This window comes from Oceanivirga miroungae, assembly GCF_902505095.1.
In the GTDB taxonomy this organism is placed as follows: domain Bacteria; phylum Fusobacteriota; class Fusobacteriia; order Fusobacteriales; family Leptotrichiaceae; genus Oceanivirga; species Oceanivirga miroungae.
In genome coordinates this window covers 935,996-955,589 of record NZ_CABWIB010000001.1, presented here as the reverse complement: position 1 = coordinate 955,589, position 19,594 = coordinate 935,996, and the positions used below count along the sequence as shown (strand labels likewise).

The following is a 19,594-nucleotide window of genomic DNA, read 5'->3' as shown; positions in this document are numbered from 1 at the left end:
TAAAAATGAGTGAAATAAAAAAACTAAACTTAATAGAAGCTAGTTTAGAAGAAATAGAAAATATAGTTGTAAATAAATTAGATTGTAAAAAATATGTAGCAAGTCAAATATTTGATTTTATACATAATAAGCTAGAATTTGATTTTGATAACTTTACAAATATAAAAAAAGATATAAGATTAAAACTACCTGAGTATTTTGAGATACCAAGTATTAAATGTATAAAGATACTTGAATCAAAAGATAAGGAAACCAAAAAGTTCTTGTTCTCACTAAATCATAAGTTTTTAGTTGAGACAGTCTTATTAATGCATGATAATAGAAAAACTTTATGTGTAAGTAGCCAAGTAGGTTGTGCATTAGCTTGTGATTTTTGTGCTACAGGAACTATGAAGTTTGAAAAAAATTTAACAGCAGCCGAAATAGTTATGCAGCTATATTTTGTACAAAAAGAGTTAAGAAAAACTAACGAGAAAGTTTCTAACTTAGTATATATGGGTATGGGAGAACCATTTTTAAATTATGATAATGTAATAAAATCAATTAACATACTAAATTATGAAAAAGGGCAAAATATATCTAAAAGAAATTTTACAATTTCAACATCAGGATTAGCTCCTCAAATAGAGAAATTGGCAGAGGATGAAAAACAAGTACATCTTGCAATATCATTACACGCTGCAACTGATGAGGTAAGAAATATTATTATGCCAATAAATAAAAGATATCCGTTAGAAAGATTAAAAGAGTCTTTAATAAAATATCAAGAACTTACAAAAAATAGAGTAAGTTTTGAATATATATTGATAAAAGATTTTAATATAGATGGTAGCGCTGCAAGTAGTTTAGTTGCGTTTTTAAAATCATTTAATGCTCATGTTAATTTAATACCATATAACATTGTTGAAGGTAAACCTTATGAGACACCAAGTAAAAAAGAAGCAACAGAATTTTATAATACATTAAAAAGATCTAAAATAAATGTAACACTAAGGGAAACAAAAGGTGAAGATATAGCTGCAGCATGTGGACAATTAAAAATTAAAAAGGAGAAAGAAGATATTGAAAGTAATAAAGAAAATATTTAAGTATATATTGATTTTAGCTATATTTTCAATGATTTTTTTACTATCGTTAGCGGGCTATACTTATTACAAAGTATCAAAAAAATATCCAGTTGAAATACTAGAAAATTATGAACCAATAAAACCTTCAATAATTTATGACATAAAAGGAAGACAAATAGATGTTCTAGCACTTGAAAATAGAGACCCAATTAAAATTAATGATATACCTATTCATGTTCAAAATGCTTTTTTAGCTGTTGAAGATAAAAGATTTAAAAATCACTATGGATTAGACTATTTAAGATTAGCAAAAGCAGTTTATTTAAATGTTTTTAGTAAAAGTAGACAAGGTGGTAGTACAATTACTCAGCAGTTAGTTAAAAATGCTTTTTTAACAAGAGAAAGATCAATAAAAAGAAAGATAGAAGAAGCAGTATTAGCAACTGAAATGGAGAGAATTTATACAAAAGATGAAATACTAGAATATTACTTAAATACCATCAATTTTGGTAAGGGAGTATATGGAATAAAAAATGCATCTTTAAAATATTTTGGAGTACTTCCAGATAAATTAACTATAGCTCAAGCTGCAACACTAGCTAGTATTCCTAAGTCTCCTGCAAAGTATTCAAAATTAAAAAATGCAAGAGCTAGACATTTAGTTGTATTAAAATTAATGTATGATGGGAAGTTCATAAGCGAGGCTGATTACAATAAATCAAAACTTGAGGAAATAGACTTTGTTACAAGTAAAAAGCTAGAGGAAATTAAAGAAGCAAGTGAGATTTCTAATTCTAATATAGCACCAGAGATAACAAGTATTGTTTTAAGTGAAATGAAAAGAATATTAGGAATTAAAGATGATGAAGAAAATGAACTGTTTAGTGGATATAAGGTATATTCAACTATAGATATAGATATGCAAAAAGCAGCATATAACGCATTTAGAGATGATGATAACTTAAATAAAATTAAAGAGTTGGAAGCATCATTAATTTCAATAGATAGTAATAACGGATTTATTAAAGCTATAGTTGGTGGTAAAAATAATAATAAAGGTGATTTTAATAGAGCACTTCAAGCTAATAGACAAGTAGGTTCTAATTTTAAACCTGTTGTATATTTAACCGCACTAGATGAAAAATATCCAATGAATATTGTATTAGAAGATAGTTTAGTAGAATATGGTGAGTGGATACCATCAAACTACAATAATATGTATAAGTCAAATATTACAATGTTAAAAGCATTAGAAACTTCAAATAATATAGCAAGTATTAAGCTATTAGAAAAAGTTGGAATAGATAAAGTTCGTTCTAACTGGTATAAAGCCGGTATTAAGACTAAAGATTTCCCTGAAAATCTAACACTAGCATTAGGTAGTATAAGTACAAGCCCCTATGAGTTAGCTAAATTCTATGTAGCCTTGTCTAATGGAGGATACAAAGTTGAACCTAAATTTATTTATAAAATAGAAAATAGATACGGTGAAGTAATATATGATGCAAATATAGAAAAAGTAAGAATATATGATAAAGATTCAGTAAATTTAATGACATATATGTTAGCTAACACAGTAAAACACGGTGCAAGTGTAAGGTCAAAAGTCTACAAAAATGGTAAGTTAATAGCTATGGCAGGAAAAACTGGAACTACAAATGATAATGTTACTGCTTGGTTTTCGGGATACACACCAAATTTAACAACAGTAGTTTATGTAGGTCGTGATGATAATATGTCAATGGGTAAAAAAATGACAGGATCAGCTGCTGCAATTCCAATATGGAAAAGATACATGCAATCTATTGTAGATAGCAATATCTATAATGTAGGAGATTTTACAGAAATTATAGATGGACAAATATCAGGTAAATATATTGAAAAAAGAATAGATATTACAAACGGACTTTTAGATAATGACAATATAAATGCTGAAGATGCCTTATTTAAAAAAGGGACTGAACCAATAGAAAATGAAAAAGACTACATAAGTATGTTTGATATAAAGGAGGCAAATTAAATGAAATCAGGATATGTATCATTAATAGGAAGACCAAATGTAGGTAAATCTACTTTATTAAATAGGTTGATAAAGGAAAAATTAGCAATAGTTTCAGACAAATCAGGAACAACAAGAGAACAAATAAAAGGAATAACAAATATAGCGGATACTCAATATATATTTTTTGACACTCCAGGTATTCACAAGCCCAAAAATTTAATGGGAGAATACATGACAACTGTATCTTTAAATACCTTAGAAGAGTCAGATGTAATATTATTTATTCTAGATGGGGAAGAGGTCATATCAACAGGCGATCTATTTATATATGAAAATATATTAAAAGTTAATACACCATTTGTAATTGTAATAAATAAGATTGATAAAATGACTGATGAAGATATTAGTGAAAAAATTAAAGAAATAGATGAAAAGTTAAAAGGTTATTCAGAAATAATAACATTAAGTAGCGAATATTTAATTGGAGTTCATAAAATATATGATGTTACAAAAAAATATTTTACAAATGATATATGGTTTTATCCAGAAGACTATTACACTGATATGAGTGTTAATAGAATCGTAATAGAAGTTATAAGAGAGAAAATCTTACTAAATACAAGAGATGAAATACCTCATAGTGTGGTTGTTGAAATAACAAATGTTAAAACTCTACCTAATATTAGGCATTATGATGTTACTATTTATGTTGAAAGAACATCACAAAAGGGGATAATAATAGGTGAAAATGGTAAGCTTATAAAAAAAATAGGAATAGAATCAAGAAAAGAAATAGAAAATTTAATTTCTAAAAAAGTAAATTTAAGATTGTGGGTTAAAATAAAGAAAAATTGGAGAAAAGACAAGAAATTTATAGAAGAAATGGGGTATAAGATATAATGGGAGTTATAAATATAAAAAAAATAAGTAGCCCTAAAATATTATTTGGCATGGTTTTACCAGAAGTTGTATATGCCCTATACGATATAGCTTTAAGTGAAGAAGCCTATGAAAGAGTATTAAAGAATAGTCTCGGGATAGATAATAATAGAATGGTAAAGCTTGTTGAAGCAGTTCAAGGAGATACTAAGTCAATATTAATACTAGTTATATATGATAAAATAGCTAGAGATAGTAGAACATTTTTTAAAGATAAATTAAAATTAGAGGTTGTTGAATTTGATTTTCCAATATATAACTATGATTTTAATATGGAAATAAATATAGAAGAACAAATAAGATTACAAGAAGGAAGGTAAAAAAAACATGAAAAAATTTTTAATGACAGTTATGTTAGGTATATCACTACTTGCATGTTCAAGTTTAACAGATAGAGAAAAAATGTATGAAAATTACAATTTAAGTGCAACTATAGTTACAAATAAAGGGGATATAAATTTATTCCTATATCCAACATCAGCACCACTTGCTGTAGCTAATTTTATATACTTAGCTGAAAGTAATTTTTATGATAACTTAGTATTCCATAGAGTTGATGCTGCTGTAATACAATCAGGAGATCCTAACGCAAATGGTACAGGTGGAGCAGGTTATGTAGTTCCTGATGAATTTGATGGATTTTTAAAATTCAATTATTCAGGAATGGTTGGTATGGCTAATGCTGGTAAAAATACAAGTAGTTCACAATTTTTCATAACAAAAGAAGCATTGCCTTCATTAAATGATAACTACACAGCTTTTGCAACATTAAAATCAAGTGATGATTTAATTTTAGCAAAATCAATTGAAGTTGGAGATATTATTGAAGATGTAATAATAAATGGTGAAAGTAAAGAAGAGTACTTAGATAGATTTAAATCACACATTGAAAAATGGGATGCAGAAAGAAAAGAAAATGAAAAAAAGATAAAAGAATTAGAAAAAAAATTATTAGAAAAGAAGTAAAATATGAAAATATTACTTTTTAGTAAACAAGACAGTATGAAAACTAAGTATAAAAATATTTTATCAGAGCTAAACTATTTTATAAACAACATAGAAGATGAATTAGACATAGAAATGTTGAAAAACATAGATAACTATGATATGGCTATAATATATATAGATGATATATTAGACTTTTTAGATTTAGTTGAAAAACTTAGAATAAGAGCAAAAAAAATGTATATATTAGCTATTTACAAGGATATAAATGTTGATCTTAAAATAGATGGTTATTATTTAGGAGTAGATGACTATTATCCAGCAAAAAAAAGTGTATTTGAATTATCATATAAGTTAAAAGCTATAGAGAGAATTATAAACCGTTACAGTCAAGCTAATAATGAAAATATATTAGAGTGTCGTGACTTAAAATTAAATATAGAAAATAGGGAAGTTTTAAGAAATAATAAACTAATAGATTTAACTAATAAAGAATATAAGATATTAGAGTTTTTTTTGAAAAATAAAAATAGAATTTTAACAAGAAGTATGATAGCTGAAAAAATTTGGGATGTTAGTTTTACATTTAATAGTAACTTAGTTGATGTATACATAACAGGGATTAGAAAGAAAATAAATAAAGATAATCCAGTTAAACTTATTGAAACAGTAAGGGGAGCTGGATATATTTTAAGAGAATAGGAGATTTTATGTTTAAAATAATACTTGATTATTTTGTACCAGTGTTTTTATTAGTACCATCATATTTTATACTAATGTCATATAAAAAAGCATCTATTGCTGATAAAATAGAAGATAAAGTAGGTGTTCAATTTAAAACAGCTAAAAAAAGCCTAGAAATATACAATGAGGTTAATAAAAAAACATATATAACTTATTTTGTAATATATGTAATTCAAGTAGCTGTAGTTATTGCAGAAAATATACTAAAGCTTTATTCTAAGCATTTTTTAGGTGAAGACTTATTAACATTTATAATAATAAGCTACTTATTATCAATATTAATTTCATATGGAATTACCATAATGGTATCTAAAAAGTATGAATAAAGTAGTAATAGACCTTATTTTAGTTAGTATAATTCCAATGTATGTTGTGTTTTGTGGGCTAAGATACAAAAAAGCCTCAAAAGACTATAAACTAACTCAAAAAGATGGTTTTAGAACAGAATATTCAATAAAAAATATATATAATTGGAGAAAAGTAAATTACTTAGCATATAAAGTAAGTATGATAGAAGCTATAGTGCAATCTTTTATAATACTAATTTTATTTTCAATAAAATTAAATATAGACAGCTTATTTATTCTAATCATCTTAATAGTAATACACATAATATTTAATAAGTATATAATATATAAAAGTGATAAATAGGGAGAGATATGGGACTAATTCACATATTAGATGAGAATATATCAAATATAATAGCTGCTGGAGAAGTAGTCGAAAACTATGCTTCTTTAATAAAAGAGCTTTATGAAAATAGCTTAGATGCGAAGGCTAAAAATATTTTAATAGAGATTTCTGATAAATTAAACTATATTAAAATAACAGATGATGGAACTGGTATGCAAAAAGACGATATATATTTATCAGTTGAAAGACATGCAACATCTAAAATATCAAAAAAAGATGATATATTTAATTTATCTAGTTTTGGGTTTCGTGGAGAAGCATTAGCTTCTATAGCAGCTGTATCTAAAATGAATATATCTTCAAAGACTAATGATATGAAAATTGGTCATATGGTAACAATATATGGAGGAAATATAATAGCTGATAAAAGTGTTGCCATGAAAACAGGAACTGTAATAGAAATTAGAAACTTATTCTACAATACCCCTGCCAGAAAAAAATTTTTAAATAAAGAATCAACAGAAATAATGAATATTAAAGATATAGTACTAAAGCTAGCACTTAGTGCAGTAGAGGTTAGTACAAACCTTGTTATTGATGGAAAAAGTGTAATAAAAACATCAGGTAGAGGAATTGATAATACTGTATATGAAGTATTTGGTAAGGGTATATTTAAAAATTTAAAGAAATTTAAGTACGGTTATCTAGGGAATTCAGAAATTTTTAGGGCCTCTAAAAACTATATATTTACTTATGTAAATAATAGATATACTAAGTCAAATTTAATAGAAAGAGCAGTTATCGATGCTTACTATATGAAACTTATGAAGCACAAATACCCATTTGCTATAATCTTTTATGACATAAACCCAAGTGAGGTTGATGTTAATGTGCATCCATCAAAAAAAATAGTTAAATTTTCAGATGAAAAAATTGTGTATGGTCAAATAAAAAAAGAAATTGAAGATTTTTTTAGATTAGATGATAGAAAAGATTATACGAATGAAACAATTTCTGAAACTAATAAGAAAGAAGAAGTAGATAAAATTGATAGCTTTTCATATAGTCCAAAAGGATATATACAAAGTATATTTTCTGTTAGTGAAAATTCAAAGGATATATATGATATAATAGGGCAAGCTTTTGATACCTACGTATTAGTAAAAAAAGAAGACTCTATAGATTTTTATGATCAACATGCAATGCATGAGCGTATAAAATATGAAGAGTTAAAAGAAAGATATGCTAATCAAATATTAGGTGCAAAACAGTTACTAATTCCAGAAGTTATAGAGCTTGATGAAATAACAAAAGATGTAATTTTTTCAAATATAGATATATTTAACGAATTTAAATTTGATATAGAATTAATTAGCGAAAAAGAAATAGTTGTAAGACAAGTTCCTGACTTTGAATTAAGGGTAAGTATAAAAAGTGTTATAGAAAAAATGGTAGAGTCGCTTAAAACAAGTGATTCAGTTGTTGATATTAGAGAAAATGTAATAATATCAATAGCTTGTAGATCTTCTATAATGGCAGGGCAAAAACTAGATGCAAATCAGATGCAAAAACTTGTTAGTAAACTACATGAAATAAACAAGTATAACTGCCCACACGGTAGGCCAGTTATTGCAAAAGTAAGTAAAGAAATGTTAGATAAAATGCACAAGAGAATATTGTAATGAAAAAAATAATAAGTGATATAATAAATAAATTAAATGAAGACAAGGTTTTAGAATCCTTAATACTAAATATATATGATGATAAAAGTTTAATAAAAAATTTTTACATTGACACCTATTATACAAAAGAAATGATTATAGATAATTTAATTTCAAATTTAGTAAATCCAAAATTAAAATTTGATAAATTAAGACTTAAACTAGCTAATGACTGTATAAGTTTTTGTGAAAGTAAAGGAATACTAGATATTAAAAGTGAATTTAAACTAAATTTACAAAAAGTAGGTATTAATCCAGTAAGTTCATATGTATATAGCGTAGTTAAAGAGTATAACAAAACTTTTTACTATAACATTTATTTAGAATACATAAAAAGTATGCAAAAATTAGATGATAGTATAAAAAGATACCATAATAAAAAAGATAGTGAATTTTCAAATACAGTAGCTATGTATCTTGAGTATATAGAATACGTAAAAAAAATTGAAAAAGAGCTGGAAGAGTATAAAAAAGAAAATAAGGAATTAAAAGAAATATTAGATAATATAAAGCTAACTGATATAGATTTAGATATTGAAATTGACTTTGATGATAAAATAAAGCCGAGAGAAAAAGGTAAAAAGATAGTAAGAGTTGGTGGATACAAATCAGTTACAGATGAAAATGTAGAATACATTAGTGTGGAAGATGCAGTAAGGTATAGAGATAAAATAAAGAATGCGGATTTAGTTATTTATGATACAAAAAGAAATAGTCATAGTGTGTTTTTCATGGTTAAAAAATTAAATAAAAATATCATAAAAAAATAAATTGCATAAATAAAGTATATATAATATAATTTAATAAGGGAGTGAGTTTTGTGGAGAATTTTATAGGACGTTTAGAAGTAGTAACAGGAAGTATGTTTTCAGGTAAGAGTGAAGAACTTATAAGAAGATTAAGAAGAGCTAATTATGCAAAACAAAAAATTTTAGTTTTTAGTCCTAGCATAGATAATAGATACGGTGAAAACGGAATATACTCTCATAATAAAAATACAGTCCCAGCATACTCTGTAAGTAGTTTAGAACAAATGGAAAAAATATTACAAGAAAATATTGATGTTGAAGTAATAGGAATAGATGAAATACAATTTTTACCAGAGGGAATAGTAGAACTTTGTAAAAAATATGTTGACTTAGGTAAAAGAGTAATAGTAGCAGGTCTTGACCAAGATTTTAGAGCAGAACCATTTAAACCATTACCAGAACTTATGGCACTAGCAGATGATGTTACAAAATTAAAAGCTATTTGTATGGTGTGTGGGAAAAATGCATATTCTAGTCAAAGACTAATAAATGGAGAACCTGCATTTGAAGATGACCCTTTAGTTTCGATAGGTAGTGTTGAGAACTATGAAGCTCGTTGTAGAATGCACCATATAGTAAGAAAAAGACAATATGCAAATCTAAAATTAAAATTTGTAATAAGCTTAAATTCATCTGAATTAGATGAAAATATTAAAAAAGATTATTATGTATATAAGCTGGATACAAGTTTAAAAGTTTCAGAAATTAGAGATAAAATAAATGATTTAAGACAGGTACATAAAAAAATAATAATTTTTTCTAATGAAAGTGTTTCTAAAAAAATAGAAGGTAATTATACAATAATAGATCTTATGAAAGAGTATAGTAAATTATGCAATATAGTAGTATATGCCAAAAAAGAGTTTAATATAGAAAATTCAATGATGACAACTCTATTTTTATTAAATAAATGTAATTTAAGTGCAAAAGAGTACTTAATATAAGGGGGAAAAATGAAAAATATGAAAAAATATATTGGGATTTTTGTACTAAGTATAAGTATACTAAGTTGTAGTAATGCTGTTTTATTAACAAGCGATAGATCTTTTCATGAAGCACATTTAGGGAAATCAGTGATTGAAGCTAACTTGCAAGGAAGATATGACTATGATAAAGATATAGCTGTAGCATCAAAAGAAAGTCATTCTGAAATGTCAGCTAAAGTAAATGCAGAATCTAGAATGCACAAAGCAATTAGTGATTATGCATATAAAGAGTTGATGATTATGCTAAATGATTCTAACTTAAACGGACCTGGGTTTGATAAATATCAAATGGAAAAATTTGCTAATGAAATTGCTGATTTAAGAACAAGAGAAAGTAGAGAATTAGGTAAATTTAAAGAAGGCGAAAATATATATGTAGCAATCGCTATAAAAAAAGAAATAATAAAACGTGATGCAGTTAAAATTTTTAAAGAAAGAGTAAATAGAGTAATAGATAGACTTAATGAATTAAAAGAAGGTATTTAAATTGATAGAAGTTAAAAATTTATATAAAAAATATAACTTTATAACTGCAAATAATGATATTAGCTTTAAAATAGATGATGGTGAATTTGTAGTAATATTAGGAGCTTCTGGAGCGGGGAAATCAACTTTACTTAATATATTAGGTGGTATTGAAGTAGCAACAAGTGGCTCTGTTTTAATAGATGGTGAAGATATAACTAAATATAATAATAAAAAACTAACTATGTATAGAAGAAACATAGTTGGTTTTGTTTTTCAATTCTATAATTTAATTCCTAACTTAACAGCATTAGAAAATGTTAAGTTAGCATATGACTTAGTAGAAGGTGGAATTGAACCTGTAAAAGCCCTTAGCTTAGTTGGTTTAGAAAAAAGAGAAAACAATTTTCCATATGAACTAAGTGGAGGTGAACAACAAAGAGTAAGTATAGCAAGAGCAATATCTAAAAATCCAAAAATTCTTTTATGTGATGAACCAACAGGAGCACTTGATTACAATACAGGGAAGCAAGTATTAAAACTACTAGAAAAAATATGCAGTGAAACAAAAACTACAGTTATTTTAATAACTCACAATCAAGAAATTGCAAAAATAGCTGATAAAATAATAGAAATATCTGATTCAAAAGTAAAAAGCATAAATATTAATGAGAAAAAGTTATCAGTAGATGAAATAGAGTGGTAATTATGAGAGCATCAACTAAAGATATTTTAAGAGAAATTCTGAAATCAAAAAGTAGATTTTTATCTATACTTTTAATAGTACTTTTAGGTACTCTAGTTTTTGTTGGATTAAGTACTACAACATATAATATAAATAAAAATGTTAATATGGTATTAGAAAAAAATGATATTTATGATTTAAGATTAGAGTCATATATAGAGCTTAGTGATAGTGATTTTGATTTAATAAATGGATTAGATGGAATAAAAAAAATAGTTAAGCTTAATGAAACAATAGATGATAATAATAATCTAATAATACAAAACAAAAATTTAGAAAAGTCAAAAAAAGTAGAACTTAAAAACTCAAATAAAGATTCTAAATACTATTCAATATCATATATAAGTAAAAATATAATAAAAAATGGTGTAGAAGTAAATAAGGTGTATTATGAGAATAGTAATGATTCTAAAAAGCCCAATGTAGTTTTAATATACTTTGATAGACCGTATAAATTTGACTTATTTTCAAAAAAATATTTAAGATATATAAAAGAAAAAAAACATGAGTTAAGAAGCTTGTTTAGAAATAGACCTGAAGCTAGAAAAAAAGAAATAGTAAATGAAATAAATGAAGGTATATTAGAAATAGACAATGCTTTTATTGAAATTAGTAAAAATGAACTTTTATTAAATGAAAAATTAGATGAAGTAAACGAAAACAAGCTAAAGCTAGAAGAGGCTAAAAAAGTTTTTAAAGAAAATAAAAGGAAGTTAAAAAAAGCTAATCGTGAATTAGAAAATAAGGAAAAAGAATTAGAATTAAATAAAGAAAAAATAAATAAGGGTTTAAAAAAGATAAATGAAAAATTACCTGAACTTCTAGTGTCTAGTGGTAAACTTCGTGAAGGGTATAAAAAATTAGAAAATAAAAAAGATAGTATATTTTTATCTGTATCTAAATATGAAAAATATAAAGAGGAGTTAGATAAAAATAAAAAGATAGTAGATGATACTTTTAAAACAAGAAAAGAATTGATAGAAAACAGAGAAAAAATAGAAAATGGGTTTAATGAAATCAAAAAAGCAAAAGAAGAAATAGAAAAAAATAAGCTTTTGCTTGAAAAAGAAGAAAATAAATATGAGTTAGAGTACAAGAAAAATTTAAATAAATTAAATGAAGGTAGAGAACAAATTAAAGCTTCACACAAGATCTTGGCTGATAAAAGACAAGAGTTAGAAGAAAAAAGAAAAGAGCTAATATCATTAAAATCTAAAGTTATTAAGCCTTTATACGCAGTTTCTTCTATATATGATAACCTAGATTACCAAGCCTTATATAATAACTACAATTCAATGTTTTTGATATCTTTTGTATTTACAAGTCTATTTTTCTTGATAAGTCTATTTATAGTTTCAACAACAATTATTAGATTTTCAATAGAACAAAGAAATATAATAGGGACATATAAATTTTTAGGATATGGTAATTTAAAAATAATTTCTAAATTTATGATATATGCATTAATTCCTGCAATTTTAGGTATAGTTATAGGTACGGTAGGGGGTACATATTTTGTGCCAAGCATAATATATCCTAGCTTTTTTACATCAACAATCGATATATTTAGTAAATATACAGTAAGAGGAGAACTTTTATCAATATTTCTAAATTTAAGTTTATTAATTATTGTTATAGTTCTAACTATAATATTTATACTTAAAAAGATTTTGTCTGAAAAAGTTATAACACTATTATCTGGTAATGAGGATGATAAGGTTAATTTTAAAATAAAAAATATAGTTATAAGAAATCTTTTAAAATATAAGTTAAGACTTTTTATGACACTTTTAGGAATAGGATTATGTACATCTTTAATTTATCTAGGAGTCGGACTTCGTTATTCAATTAAAGATATAGCTAAAAAACAGTATACGGATGTTGAAAAATTTGATGCGAAGGTATTTTTTAAACCAAATGCTACTCAAGATGAAATAAATAAATATATTAATAATCTAGAAAATGTTGATATATTAAGAGTAAAAATAGACTCAATTAAAGTTGAAAATAAATTAAGAGAAGTAGAGGTTCAAAAAGTAGAAATAATTGATGACAATTATGAAAGCTTTTTAAATTTTAAATTAGATGAAAATAAAAGTGCAATAAGTGAAAGTCTTTATGATATATTAAAATTAAAAGAAACTAATAAATTAGTTTACTATGATATGTATAATATCTTGTATGATATAAGTATATCAAAAAGTTTTAAAAACTACATTTCACAATACATATATACTAAAAATAAAAAAGCAAAAACAAATGCCATATATATTAGATTTAATGATAAAAATAAGAGTATAAATTTAGAATCTGATATAGTATACAGTATAAATAATTTGAATAATGTTAGAAAATATTTTAATGACCAAGTATCAAGTTTAGATATAATAGTGATATTTATGGTTGTTTTAGGAGGAGTTTTAGCTATTTTAGTTACATACAATTTAGCTAACATAAATATAATTGAAAGAAGAAGAGAACTTTCTACATTAGAAGTTCTTGGATATAAAGAAAGAGAGTTGGATTTATACATATTTAGAGAAATAATAATTCTTGCTATTATTTCCATTATTTTAGGAATAGGTTTAGGTAATCTACTTATAAGACTTGTAGCTTATCAATTTAGAGAATCGTTAATATTAGTATTAAACTTTAATATATATTTATTACTATATAGCTTCATAATACCACTAATATTTGTGTTTATAGTCCTATTTATACTAAAATTTAAAATAAGAAACATAAATATGATAGAATCCTTAAAAATGAGTGAATAAAATGAGTAAAAACAGTGAGAGATTAGAGTATTTAATTGGAGATAAAAATTTAGAAATATTAAAAAACTCTAAAATAATAATATTTGGTTTAGGTGGTGTAGGATCATTTGCGGCAGAAGCCTTAACTAGAAGTTTTATAGGTAGCATTACTATAGTAGATTATGATATAGTAAATATATCTAATATAAATAGACAATTAGTAGCACTAAATTCTACAATAAAAAGAAAAAAAGTAGATGTAATGTATGATAGAATAAAAGATATAAATAGTGAATGCAAAGTTTTTAAGATAGATAAGAAGTTAATGATAGAAAACATTGATGAATTTAACTTAAAAGAATATGACTATGTAATAGATGCAATAGATGATATAAGTGCAAAACTTACCTTAATAAGACATTGTCTAATGAATAAGATTAAAATAGTATCATCAATGGGAATGGCTAATAAGCTAGATCCAACAAAGGTAAAAATAACAAAGTTATATGATACAAGATTTTGTGCTTTTGCAAGAAAACTAAGAAGAGAGTTAAAAAATATAAATTCAGCAAGGGAATTACCTGTTATTTACTCTGAAGAATTTGCAATAAGACATGACAACGATAATCTAGGAAGTACAAGTTTTGTACCACCTGTAGCAGGCATAACTGTAGCTTCTTATGTAGTAAGAAGATTACTTGATATTAAAATTAATTATAGGAGAAGAGATGATAGATAAAAAATATAAGAGAAACTTTTCTATTATAGCGCATATAGATCATGGTAAATCTACAATAGCAGATAGACTTATAGAAATGACACATACTGTAACTAGCCGTGAAATGAAAAGCCAGATATTAGATAGCATGGATTTAGAACGTGAAAAAGGAATTACAATTAAAGCACAAGCAGTGACACTTCATTATACTGCAAAGGACAACAACACTTATGAGTTAAACCTAATTGATACACCAGGACACGTTGACTTTATATACGAAGTTAGTAGATCACTTGCTGCATGTGATGGAGCATTACTTGTAGTAGATGCAGCGCAAGGTATAGAAGCACAAACTTTAGCCAATGTTTATTTAGCACTAGAAAATGATTTGGAAATATTACCTGTTGTAAATAAAATAGATTTACCATCAGCTGATCCAGATAAGGTCTTATTAGAAGTTGAAGATGTAATAGGACTGCCTACAGATAATGCAGCCTTAGTATCGGCAAAAACAGGATTTGGAATAGACGAACTTTTAGAAAAAATTGTGAATTTCTTGCCAGCTCCTAGTGGTGACGAAAATAAACCACTAAAAGCATTAATATTTGATTCTCACTATGATGATTTTAGAGGTGTTATTACATATATTAGAATAATGGACGGTAGCATTAAAAAAGGTGATAAAATTGTAGTAATGTCAACAAACAAAGAATTTGAAGTGCTAGAACTTGGAAGATTTGTACCTAAAATGCAAGAAACAGATGAGCTGCAAGCAGGATCTGTTGGGTATATAGTAACAGGAATTAAAGAAATAAAAGATACGCAAGTGGGAGATACAATAACATTAGTAAATAATAGAGCTAGTAGTCCACTAGCTGGATATAGACCAGCACTTAGCATGGTTTTTGCTGGAATTTACCCAATATCAACAGATGATTATGAAGATTTAAAAGTAGCTCTTGAAAAATTACAATTAAATGATGCCTCTTTAACTTATCAACCAGAAACATCGGTAGCTCTTGGATTTGGATTTAGATGTGGTTTTTTAGGTTTACTTCATATGGAAATAATAATAGAAAGACTAAGAAGAGAATTTGAGATAGACTTAATTTCAACAGCACCTTCTGTTAAATACTATGTAACAATGGAAGGAAGCACTGAAACAAAAGTTATTGATAACCCAGCGGAATTTGAAGATGGTAGAAAAATAATAGAAGAACCATATATAAAAGGGACAATAATGGTTCCAAAAGATTATGTAGGAAATGTTATGGAGTTATGCCAAGAAAAAAGAGGAACTTTTTTAAACATGAGTTACATTGATGAGAATCGTGTAATGATAGAATATGATTTACCTCTTGCAGAAATTGTTATAGATTTTTATGATAAACTAAAATCTAAAACAAAAGGATATGCTTCTTTTGAATATGAATTTACTGGATACAAAGAATCTAATCTAGTTAAAGTAGATATATTAGTGTCAGGAGAGCCGGTAGATGCCTTTTCATTTATAGCTCACAGTGATAACGCGTATACAAGAGGGCGTTTAATAGCAGAAAAGCTAAAAGATGTAATACCAAGACAACAGTTTGAAATTCCAATACAAGCAGCATTAGGAACTAAAATAATAGCGAGAACAACTATAAAAGCACTTCGTAAGAATGTATTAGCAAAATGTTATGGTGGAGATATTACTCGTAAGAAAAAACTATTAGAAAAGCAAAAAGAAGGTAAAAAGAGAATGAAAGCTATTGGTAATGTTGAAATACCTCAAGAAGCTTTCTTAGCAGTTTTAAAACTAGGAGAAGTATAAAATATGGCAATAGTAAAATTAATCTTTTTTGACACTGAAACAAATGGAGTAGATCCTAATAGCGCTTCTTTACTATCTTTATCAGCTATGAAATTAACATATGATACAGAAAATAAGAAAATGGAATTTATAGATGAGTATGATAGATATTACTTTAGAAAAGAAGGCGAAGAAATAAATGAGGGAGCTATTAAAGTAAATGGGCTAACAGATGAGTGTATAGAAAAAAGAAGAATGGAAAGTAAAATAAATTATCCAAAATATTTTTATGATGATATAGATTCTTTTCTTAGGTTCTGTGATGGAGCAACACATTTTATAGCTCATAATATTAGATTTGATAGAAAGTTTTTACCAAAGGATTTATTAAAATACCAATTTGATACAATGTTAGAAAATGTAATGATAGTTAGCGCAAAATGGCCAAAATTACTAGAGTGTGCAGACTACTATAAAGTTCCACTAGAAGAGAATGAACTTCATAATAGTCTCTATGACGTAAAAATCATGGCAAGAGTATTTTATAGAATGAGAAATTACTTTTTAACAGAAAAAAGGATTAATGATTTTGTAGTGAATAATATAAGCACTAATGTATAAGTCAACTATTTTAAATAGTTGATTTTTTTTTAAAAAAGTATTGACATATAGATAAATTAGGTATAGAATACAGTTATTAGCAGTCAAGTATTGCGAGTGCTAAAAAGAATGGGAGTGATAATATGGATAATAAATATACAAATATGGCAAATTTAGCTATAAAAGAGGCAGTTGATTTTGCAACGAGCTATAAAAATTCAGAAGTAAAGGTGGAACATTTGTTGCTAGCATTATTGTCAAAAGCAGATGGATTAATACCGACAATACTAAATAAAATGGGAATAAGTGCGAAAGATAAGATAGATGTATTAAAAGAAAAAATAGAAAAGTTTCCAAAAGTAAGTGATACATCTAATATGAAATTTAGTAAGGAATTTGTAACTGTATTAAATGAAGCTAATAATATAAAAGAATCGTATGGTGATGAGTATATTAGTGTAGAACATTTATTTTTAGCAAGTATTAGCTATACTGATATTAACAAGAGTAAATTTGTAGAAGAATTAAAAAAATTAAGAGGTAATACAAAAGTTACAACAGAAAATCCAGAGGACTTATATGATGTTTTAAATAAATATGGTAAAAATTTAGTAGAATTAGTTAAAAATGGTAAAATTGATCCAATAATAGGTAGAGACGATGAAATAAGAAGGGCTATACAAATTTTAAGCCGTCGTAATAAAAATAATCCGATATTAATAGGTGAGCCAGGAGTAGGTAAAACTGCTATAGTAGAAGGAATTGCACATAGAATATTTAAAAATGATGTGCCTGAAAGTTTAAAAAATAAGATAATATTTAGTCTTGATATGGGGGCTTTAATAAGTGGTGCTAAGTATAGAGGTGAATTTGAAGAAAGATTAAAAGCTGTTATTGATACACTTGATAAAAGTAATGGTAATATAATACTTTTTATAGATGAAATTCACAATATTGTAGGAGCAGGAGCAACAGAAGGAGCGATGGACGCTTCTAATTTATTAAAACCGATGTTAGCAAGAGGTGAAATAAAAGTAATAGGGGCTACCACTATAGATGAATATAGAAAATACATAGAAAAAGATGCTGCTCTAGAAAGACGTTTTCAACCTATTATGGTAACAGAACCGAGTATAGATGAAAGTATTTCAATATTAAGAGGTTTAAAGGAAAAGTTTGAACAATTTCACGGTATAAGAATAACAGATAATGCAATAGTTTCTGCTGTAAAACTAAGTTCAAGATATATAAACGATAGATACCTGCCTGATAAGGCAATAGATTTAGTAGATGAAGCTAGTGCTAAATTAAAAACAGAAATAAACTCTATGCCAACAGAATTAGACGAAATATCAAGACAAATTGCGCAATTAGAAATTGAAAAGTCCTCATTAAAAAAAGAATCTGATGATGCTAGTATAAAAAGATTAAAATTTTTAGAAGAAGAATTGGGAAATAAAAAAGAAAAACAAAAACAACTATTAAGTGTTTGGGAACTTGAAAGAAAGAAAATAGAAGATATTAAAAAGCTACAAGGTGATTTAGAAGAAGCTAAAAGAAAATTAGAAGAGTATAGCTTTAAAAATATAGATTATGCAAAAGCAGGAGAACTTCAATATAAAACTATACCAGAATTAGAATCAAAAATTAAGAATATAAAAGAAAATAGCGAACAAACAAAATTAATAAAACAAATGATTACAGAAGATGAAATTACAGAAATAATTGCTAAATGGACTAATATCCCAGTATCTAAATTATTAGAAGGAGAAAAAGAAAAGATTTTAAGCTTAGAAAAAAATATTGAAAGTAGAGTGGTAGGACAAGATGAAACTGTAGAAAAAATAGCCAAAACCGTATTAAGAAGTAGAGCTGGTTTAAAAGATCCAAACCGTCCTATTGGTTCGTTTATATTCCTAGGACCAACAGGAGTTGGTAAAACATATTTAGCAAAAACGCTAGCATACAACTTATTTGATGATGAGGATAATATAGTTAGAATTGATATGAGTGAGTACATGGATAAATTTAGTGTAAGTAGATTAATAGGAGCAGCCCCTGGTTATGTTGGTTATGAAGAAGGTGGACAATTAACAGAAGCAATAAGAAGAAAGCCATATTCTGTAATACTATTTGATGAAATAGAAAAAGCACATCCTGATGTATTTAATCTATTACTTCAAGTTTTAGATGATGGAAGATTAACTGATAATAAAGGAAAAACTGTAAACTTTAAAAATACAATAATAATAATGACATCAAACTTAAAAAATGAGGATTTAAAGTATAAATTTAAGCCAGAATTTTTAAATAGAATTGATGAAATTTGTGAATTTAATAGTCTTGATATGAAAGATATAGAAAAGATAGTTAAAAAAGAATTAGAAGAAATAAATAAACTATTGGAAGATAGAATGATAAAAATAGAGTTTACAAAAAATGCTATAGAATATATCTCTAATAAGTCGTATAACAGTGAATATGGAGCAAGACCAATAAAAAGATATATACAAAAAAATATAGAAACTGAATTATCTATGATGATAATTAAAAATGAAATAAGTAAAAATATGAATATACTAGTAGATTATGTAGCTGGTGATGATAAGTTATCATATATAGTTAAGTAAAATATATAAATCCTTCTTTATGGAGGATTTTTTCTTTTTTTT

Annotated in this window: 18 protein-coding genes; all 18 read left to right on the top strand. The window is 26.0% G+C overall.

The annotated features are described in order from the left end of the window. The first annotated feature begins 5 nt into the window (after nt 1-5). The 18 genes from rlmN (at nt 6) to OMES3154_RS04575 (ending at nt 19,552) form a co-directional block, all read left to right on the top strand. A complete protein-coding gene (rlmN, locus tag OMES3154_RS04660) occupies nt 6-1,088 on the top strand; it encodes a 23S rRNA (adenine(2503)-C(2))-methyltransferase RlmN (protein WP_197271505.1) in 1,083 nt (360 codons plus the stop codon). After that, nucleotides 1,063-3,087, top strand: a complete 2,025-nt coding sequence (locus tag OMES3154_RS04655; protein WP_231679270.1) for a transglycosylase domain-containing protein — start codon at nt 1,063-1,065, stop codon at nt 3,085-3,087. Before rlmN ends, OMES3154_RS04655 begins: the two co-directional genes overlap by 26 nt. Beyond that, a complete protein-coding gene (gene era, locus OMES3154_RS04650; RefSeq protein WP_156683628.1) occupies nt 3,088-3,969 on the top strand; it encodes a GTPase Era in 882 nt (293 codons plus the stop codon). Continuing rightward, nucleotides 3,969-4,328 carry a hypothetical protein gene (locus OMES3154_RS04645; protein WP_156683627.1) on the top strand — a complete coding sequence of 120 codons (360 nt, stop codon included), beginning with the start codon at nt 3,969-3,971 and terminating at the stop codon, nt 4,326-4,328. Before era ends, OMES3154_RS04645 begins: the two co-directional genes overlap by 1 nt. Before the next feature lie 7 nt (nt 4,329-4,335). Beyond that, on the top strand, nt 4,336-4,974 hold the full coding sequence (locus OMES3154_RS04640) for a peptidylprolyl isomerase (protein WP_156683626.1): 639 nt from the start codon (nt 4,336-4,338) through the stop codon (nt 4,972-4,974). A 3-nt stretch (nt 4,975-4,977) separates the two neighbouring features. Beyond that, the gene (locus OMES3154_RS04635) at nt 4,978-5,655 is read left to right on the top strand and encodes a response regulator transcription factor (protein WP_156683625.1); all 678 of its coding nucleotides are present in this window, start codon (nt 4,978-4,980) and stop codon (nt 5,653-5,655) included. 8 nt (nt 5,656-5,663) lie between these two features. Then, nucleotides 5,664-6,023, top strand: coding sequence for a hypothetical protein (locus OMES3154_RS04630; RefSeq protein WP_156683624.1), 360 nt, complete (start codon nt 5,664-5,666; stop codon nt 6,021-6,023). Further along, nucleotides 6,016-6,348 carry a hypothetical protein gene (locus tag OMES3154_RS04625; RefSeq protein WP_156683623.1) on the top strand — a complete coding sequence of 111 codons (333 nt, stop codon included), beginning with the start codon at nt 6,016-6,018 and terminating at the stop codon, nt 6,346-6,348. Before OMES3154_RS04630 ends, OMES3154_RS04625 begins: the two co-directional genes overlap by 8 nt. Before the next feature lie 8 nt (nt 6,349-6,356). Beyond that, entirely contained in the window at nt 6,357-8,012 is a 1,656-nt protein-coding gene (mutL, locus tag OMES3154_RS04620) for a DNA mismatch repair endonuclease MutL (RefSeq protein WP_156683622.1), read from the top strand. Beyond that, nucleotides 8,012-8,821, top strand: a complete 810-nt coding sequence (locus tag OMES3154_RS04615) for a hypothetical protein (RefSeq protein ID WP_156683621.1) — start codon at nt 8,012-8,014, stop codon at nt 8,819-8,821. The genes mutL and OMES3154_RS04615 overlap by 1 nt, the downstream gene beginning before the upstream one ends. A 50-nt stretch (nt 8,822-8,871) precedes the next feature. Further along, a complete protein-coding gene (locus OMES3154_RS06595) occupies nt 8,872-9,804 on the top strand; it encodes a thymidine kinase (RefSeq protein ID WP_269432418.1) in 933 nt (310 codons plus the stop codon). A gap of 9 nt (nt 9,805-9,813) precedes the next feature. Further along, complete coding sequence (locus OMES3154_RS04605; protein WP_156683620.1) at nt 9,814-10,332, top strand: hypothetical protein; 519 nt, start codon at nt 9,814-9,816, stop codon at nt 10,330-10,332. Nucleotide 10,333: 1 nt separating this feature from the next. Beyond that, on the top strand, nt 10,334-11,017 hold the full coding sequence (locus OMES3154_RS04600; protein WP_156683619.1) for an ABC transporter ATP-binding protein: 684 nt from the start codon (nt 10,334-10,336) through the stop codon (nt 11,015-11,017). A gap of 2 nt (nt 11,018-11,019) precedes the next feature. Continuing rightward, nucleotides 11,020-13,833: an FtsX-like permease family protein gene (locus tag OMES3154_RS04595; protein ID WP_156683618.1), complete on the top strand. Its 2,814-nt coding sequence runs from the start codon at nt 11,020-11,022 to the stop codon at nt 13,831-13,833. A 1-nt stretch (nt 13,834) separates the two neighbouring features. Then, nucleotides 13,835-14,551, top strand: coding sequence for a tRNA threonylcarbamoyladenosine dehydratase (locus OMES3154_RS04590; protein ID WP_156683617.1), 717 nt, complete (start codon nt 13,835-13,837; stop codon nt 14,549-14,551). Further along, on the top strand, nt 14,541-16,343 hold the full coding sequence (gene lepA / locus OMES3154_RS04585) for a translation elongation factor 4 (protein ID WP_156683616.1): 1,803 nt from the start codon (nt 14,541-14,543) through the stop codon (nt 16,341-16,343). Before OMES3154_RS04590 ends, lepA begins: the two co-directional genes overlap by 11 nt. 3 nt (nt 16,344-16,346) lie before the next feature. Continuing rightward, complete coding sequence (locus tag OMES3154_RS04580) at nt 16,347-16,943, top strand: 3'-5' exonuclease (protein ID WP_156683615.1); 597 nt, start codon at nt 16,347-16,349, stop codon at nt 16,941-16,943. Nucleotides 16,944-17,065: 122 nt separating this feature from the next. Then, nucleotides 17,066-19,552, top strand: a complete 2,487-nt coding sequence (locus tag OMES3154_RS04575; protein WP_156683614.1) for an ATP-dependent Clp protease ATP-binding subunit — start codon at nt 17,066-17,068, stop codon at nt 19,550-19,552. The last annotated feature ends 42 nt before the right edge of the window (nt 19,553-19,594 follow it).

Coding starts and splice junctions, on each gene's coding strand:
- lepA (WP_156683616.1), top strand. CDS start 14,541: ATGATAGATAAAAAATATAAGAGAAACTTTTCTATTATAGCGCATATA.
- rlmN (WP_197271505.1), top strand. CDS start 6: ATGAGTGAAATAAAAAAACTAAACTTAATAGAAGCTAGTTTAGAAGAA.
- OMES3154_RS04645 (WP_156683627.1), top strand. CDS start 3,969: ATGGGAGTTATAAATATAAAAAAAATAAGTAGCCCTAAAATATTATTT.
- OMES3154_RS04605 (WP_156683620.1), top strand. CDS start 9,814: ATGAAAAATATGAAAAAATATATTGGGATTTTTGTACTAAGTATAAGT.
- mutL (WP_156683622.1), top strand. CDS start 6,357: ATGGGACTAATTCACATATTAGATGAGAATATATCAAATATAATAGCT.
- era (WP_156683628.1), top strand. CDS start 3,088: ATGAAATCAGGATATGTATCATTAATAGGAAGACCAAATGTAGGTAAA.
- OMES3154_RS04595 (WP_156683618.1), top strand. CDS start 11,020: ATGAGAGCATCAACTAAAGATATTTTAAGAGAAATTCTGAAATCAAAA.
- OMES3154_RS04635 (WP_156683625.1), top strand. CDS start 4,978: ATGAAAATATTACTTTTTAGTAAACAAGACAGTATGAAAACTAAGTAT.
- OMES3154_RS04630 (WP_156683624.1), top strand. CDS start 5,664: ATGTTTAAAATAATACTTGATTATTTTGTACCAGTGTTTTTATTAGTA.
- OMES3154_RS04590 (WP_156683617.1), top strand. CDS start 13,835: ATGAGTAAAAACAGTGAGAGATTAGAGTATTTAATTGGAGATAAAAAT.
- OMES3154_RS04615 (WP_156683621.1), top strand. CDS start 8,012: ATGAAAAAAATAATAAGTGATATAATAAATAAATTAAATGAAGACAAG.
- OMES3154_RS04575 (WP_156683614.1), top strand. CDS start 17,066: ATGGATAATAAATATACAAATATGGCAAATTTAGCTATAAAAGAGGCA.
- OMES3154_RS04625 (WP_156683623.1), top strand. CDS start 6,016: ATGAATAAAGTAGTAATAGACCTTATTTTAGTTAGTATAATTCCAATG.
- OMES3154_RS04580 (WP_156683615.1), top strand. CDS start 16,347: ATGGCAATAGTAAAATTAATCTTTTTTGACACTGAAACAAATGGAGTA.
- OMES3154_RS04640 (WP_156683626.1), top strand. CDS start 4,336: ATGAAAAAATTTTTAATGACAGTTATGTTAGGTATATCACTACTTGCA.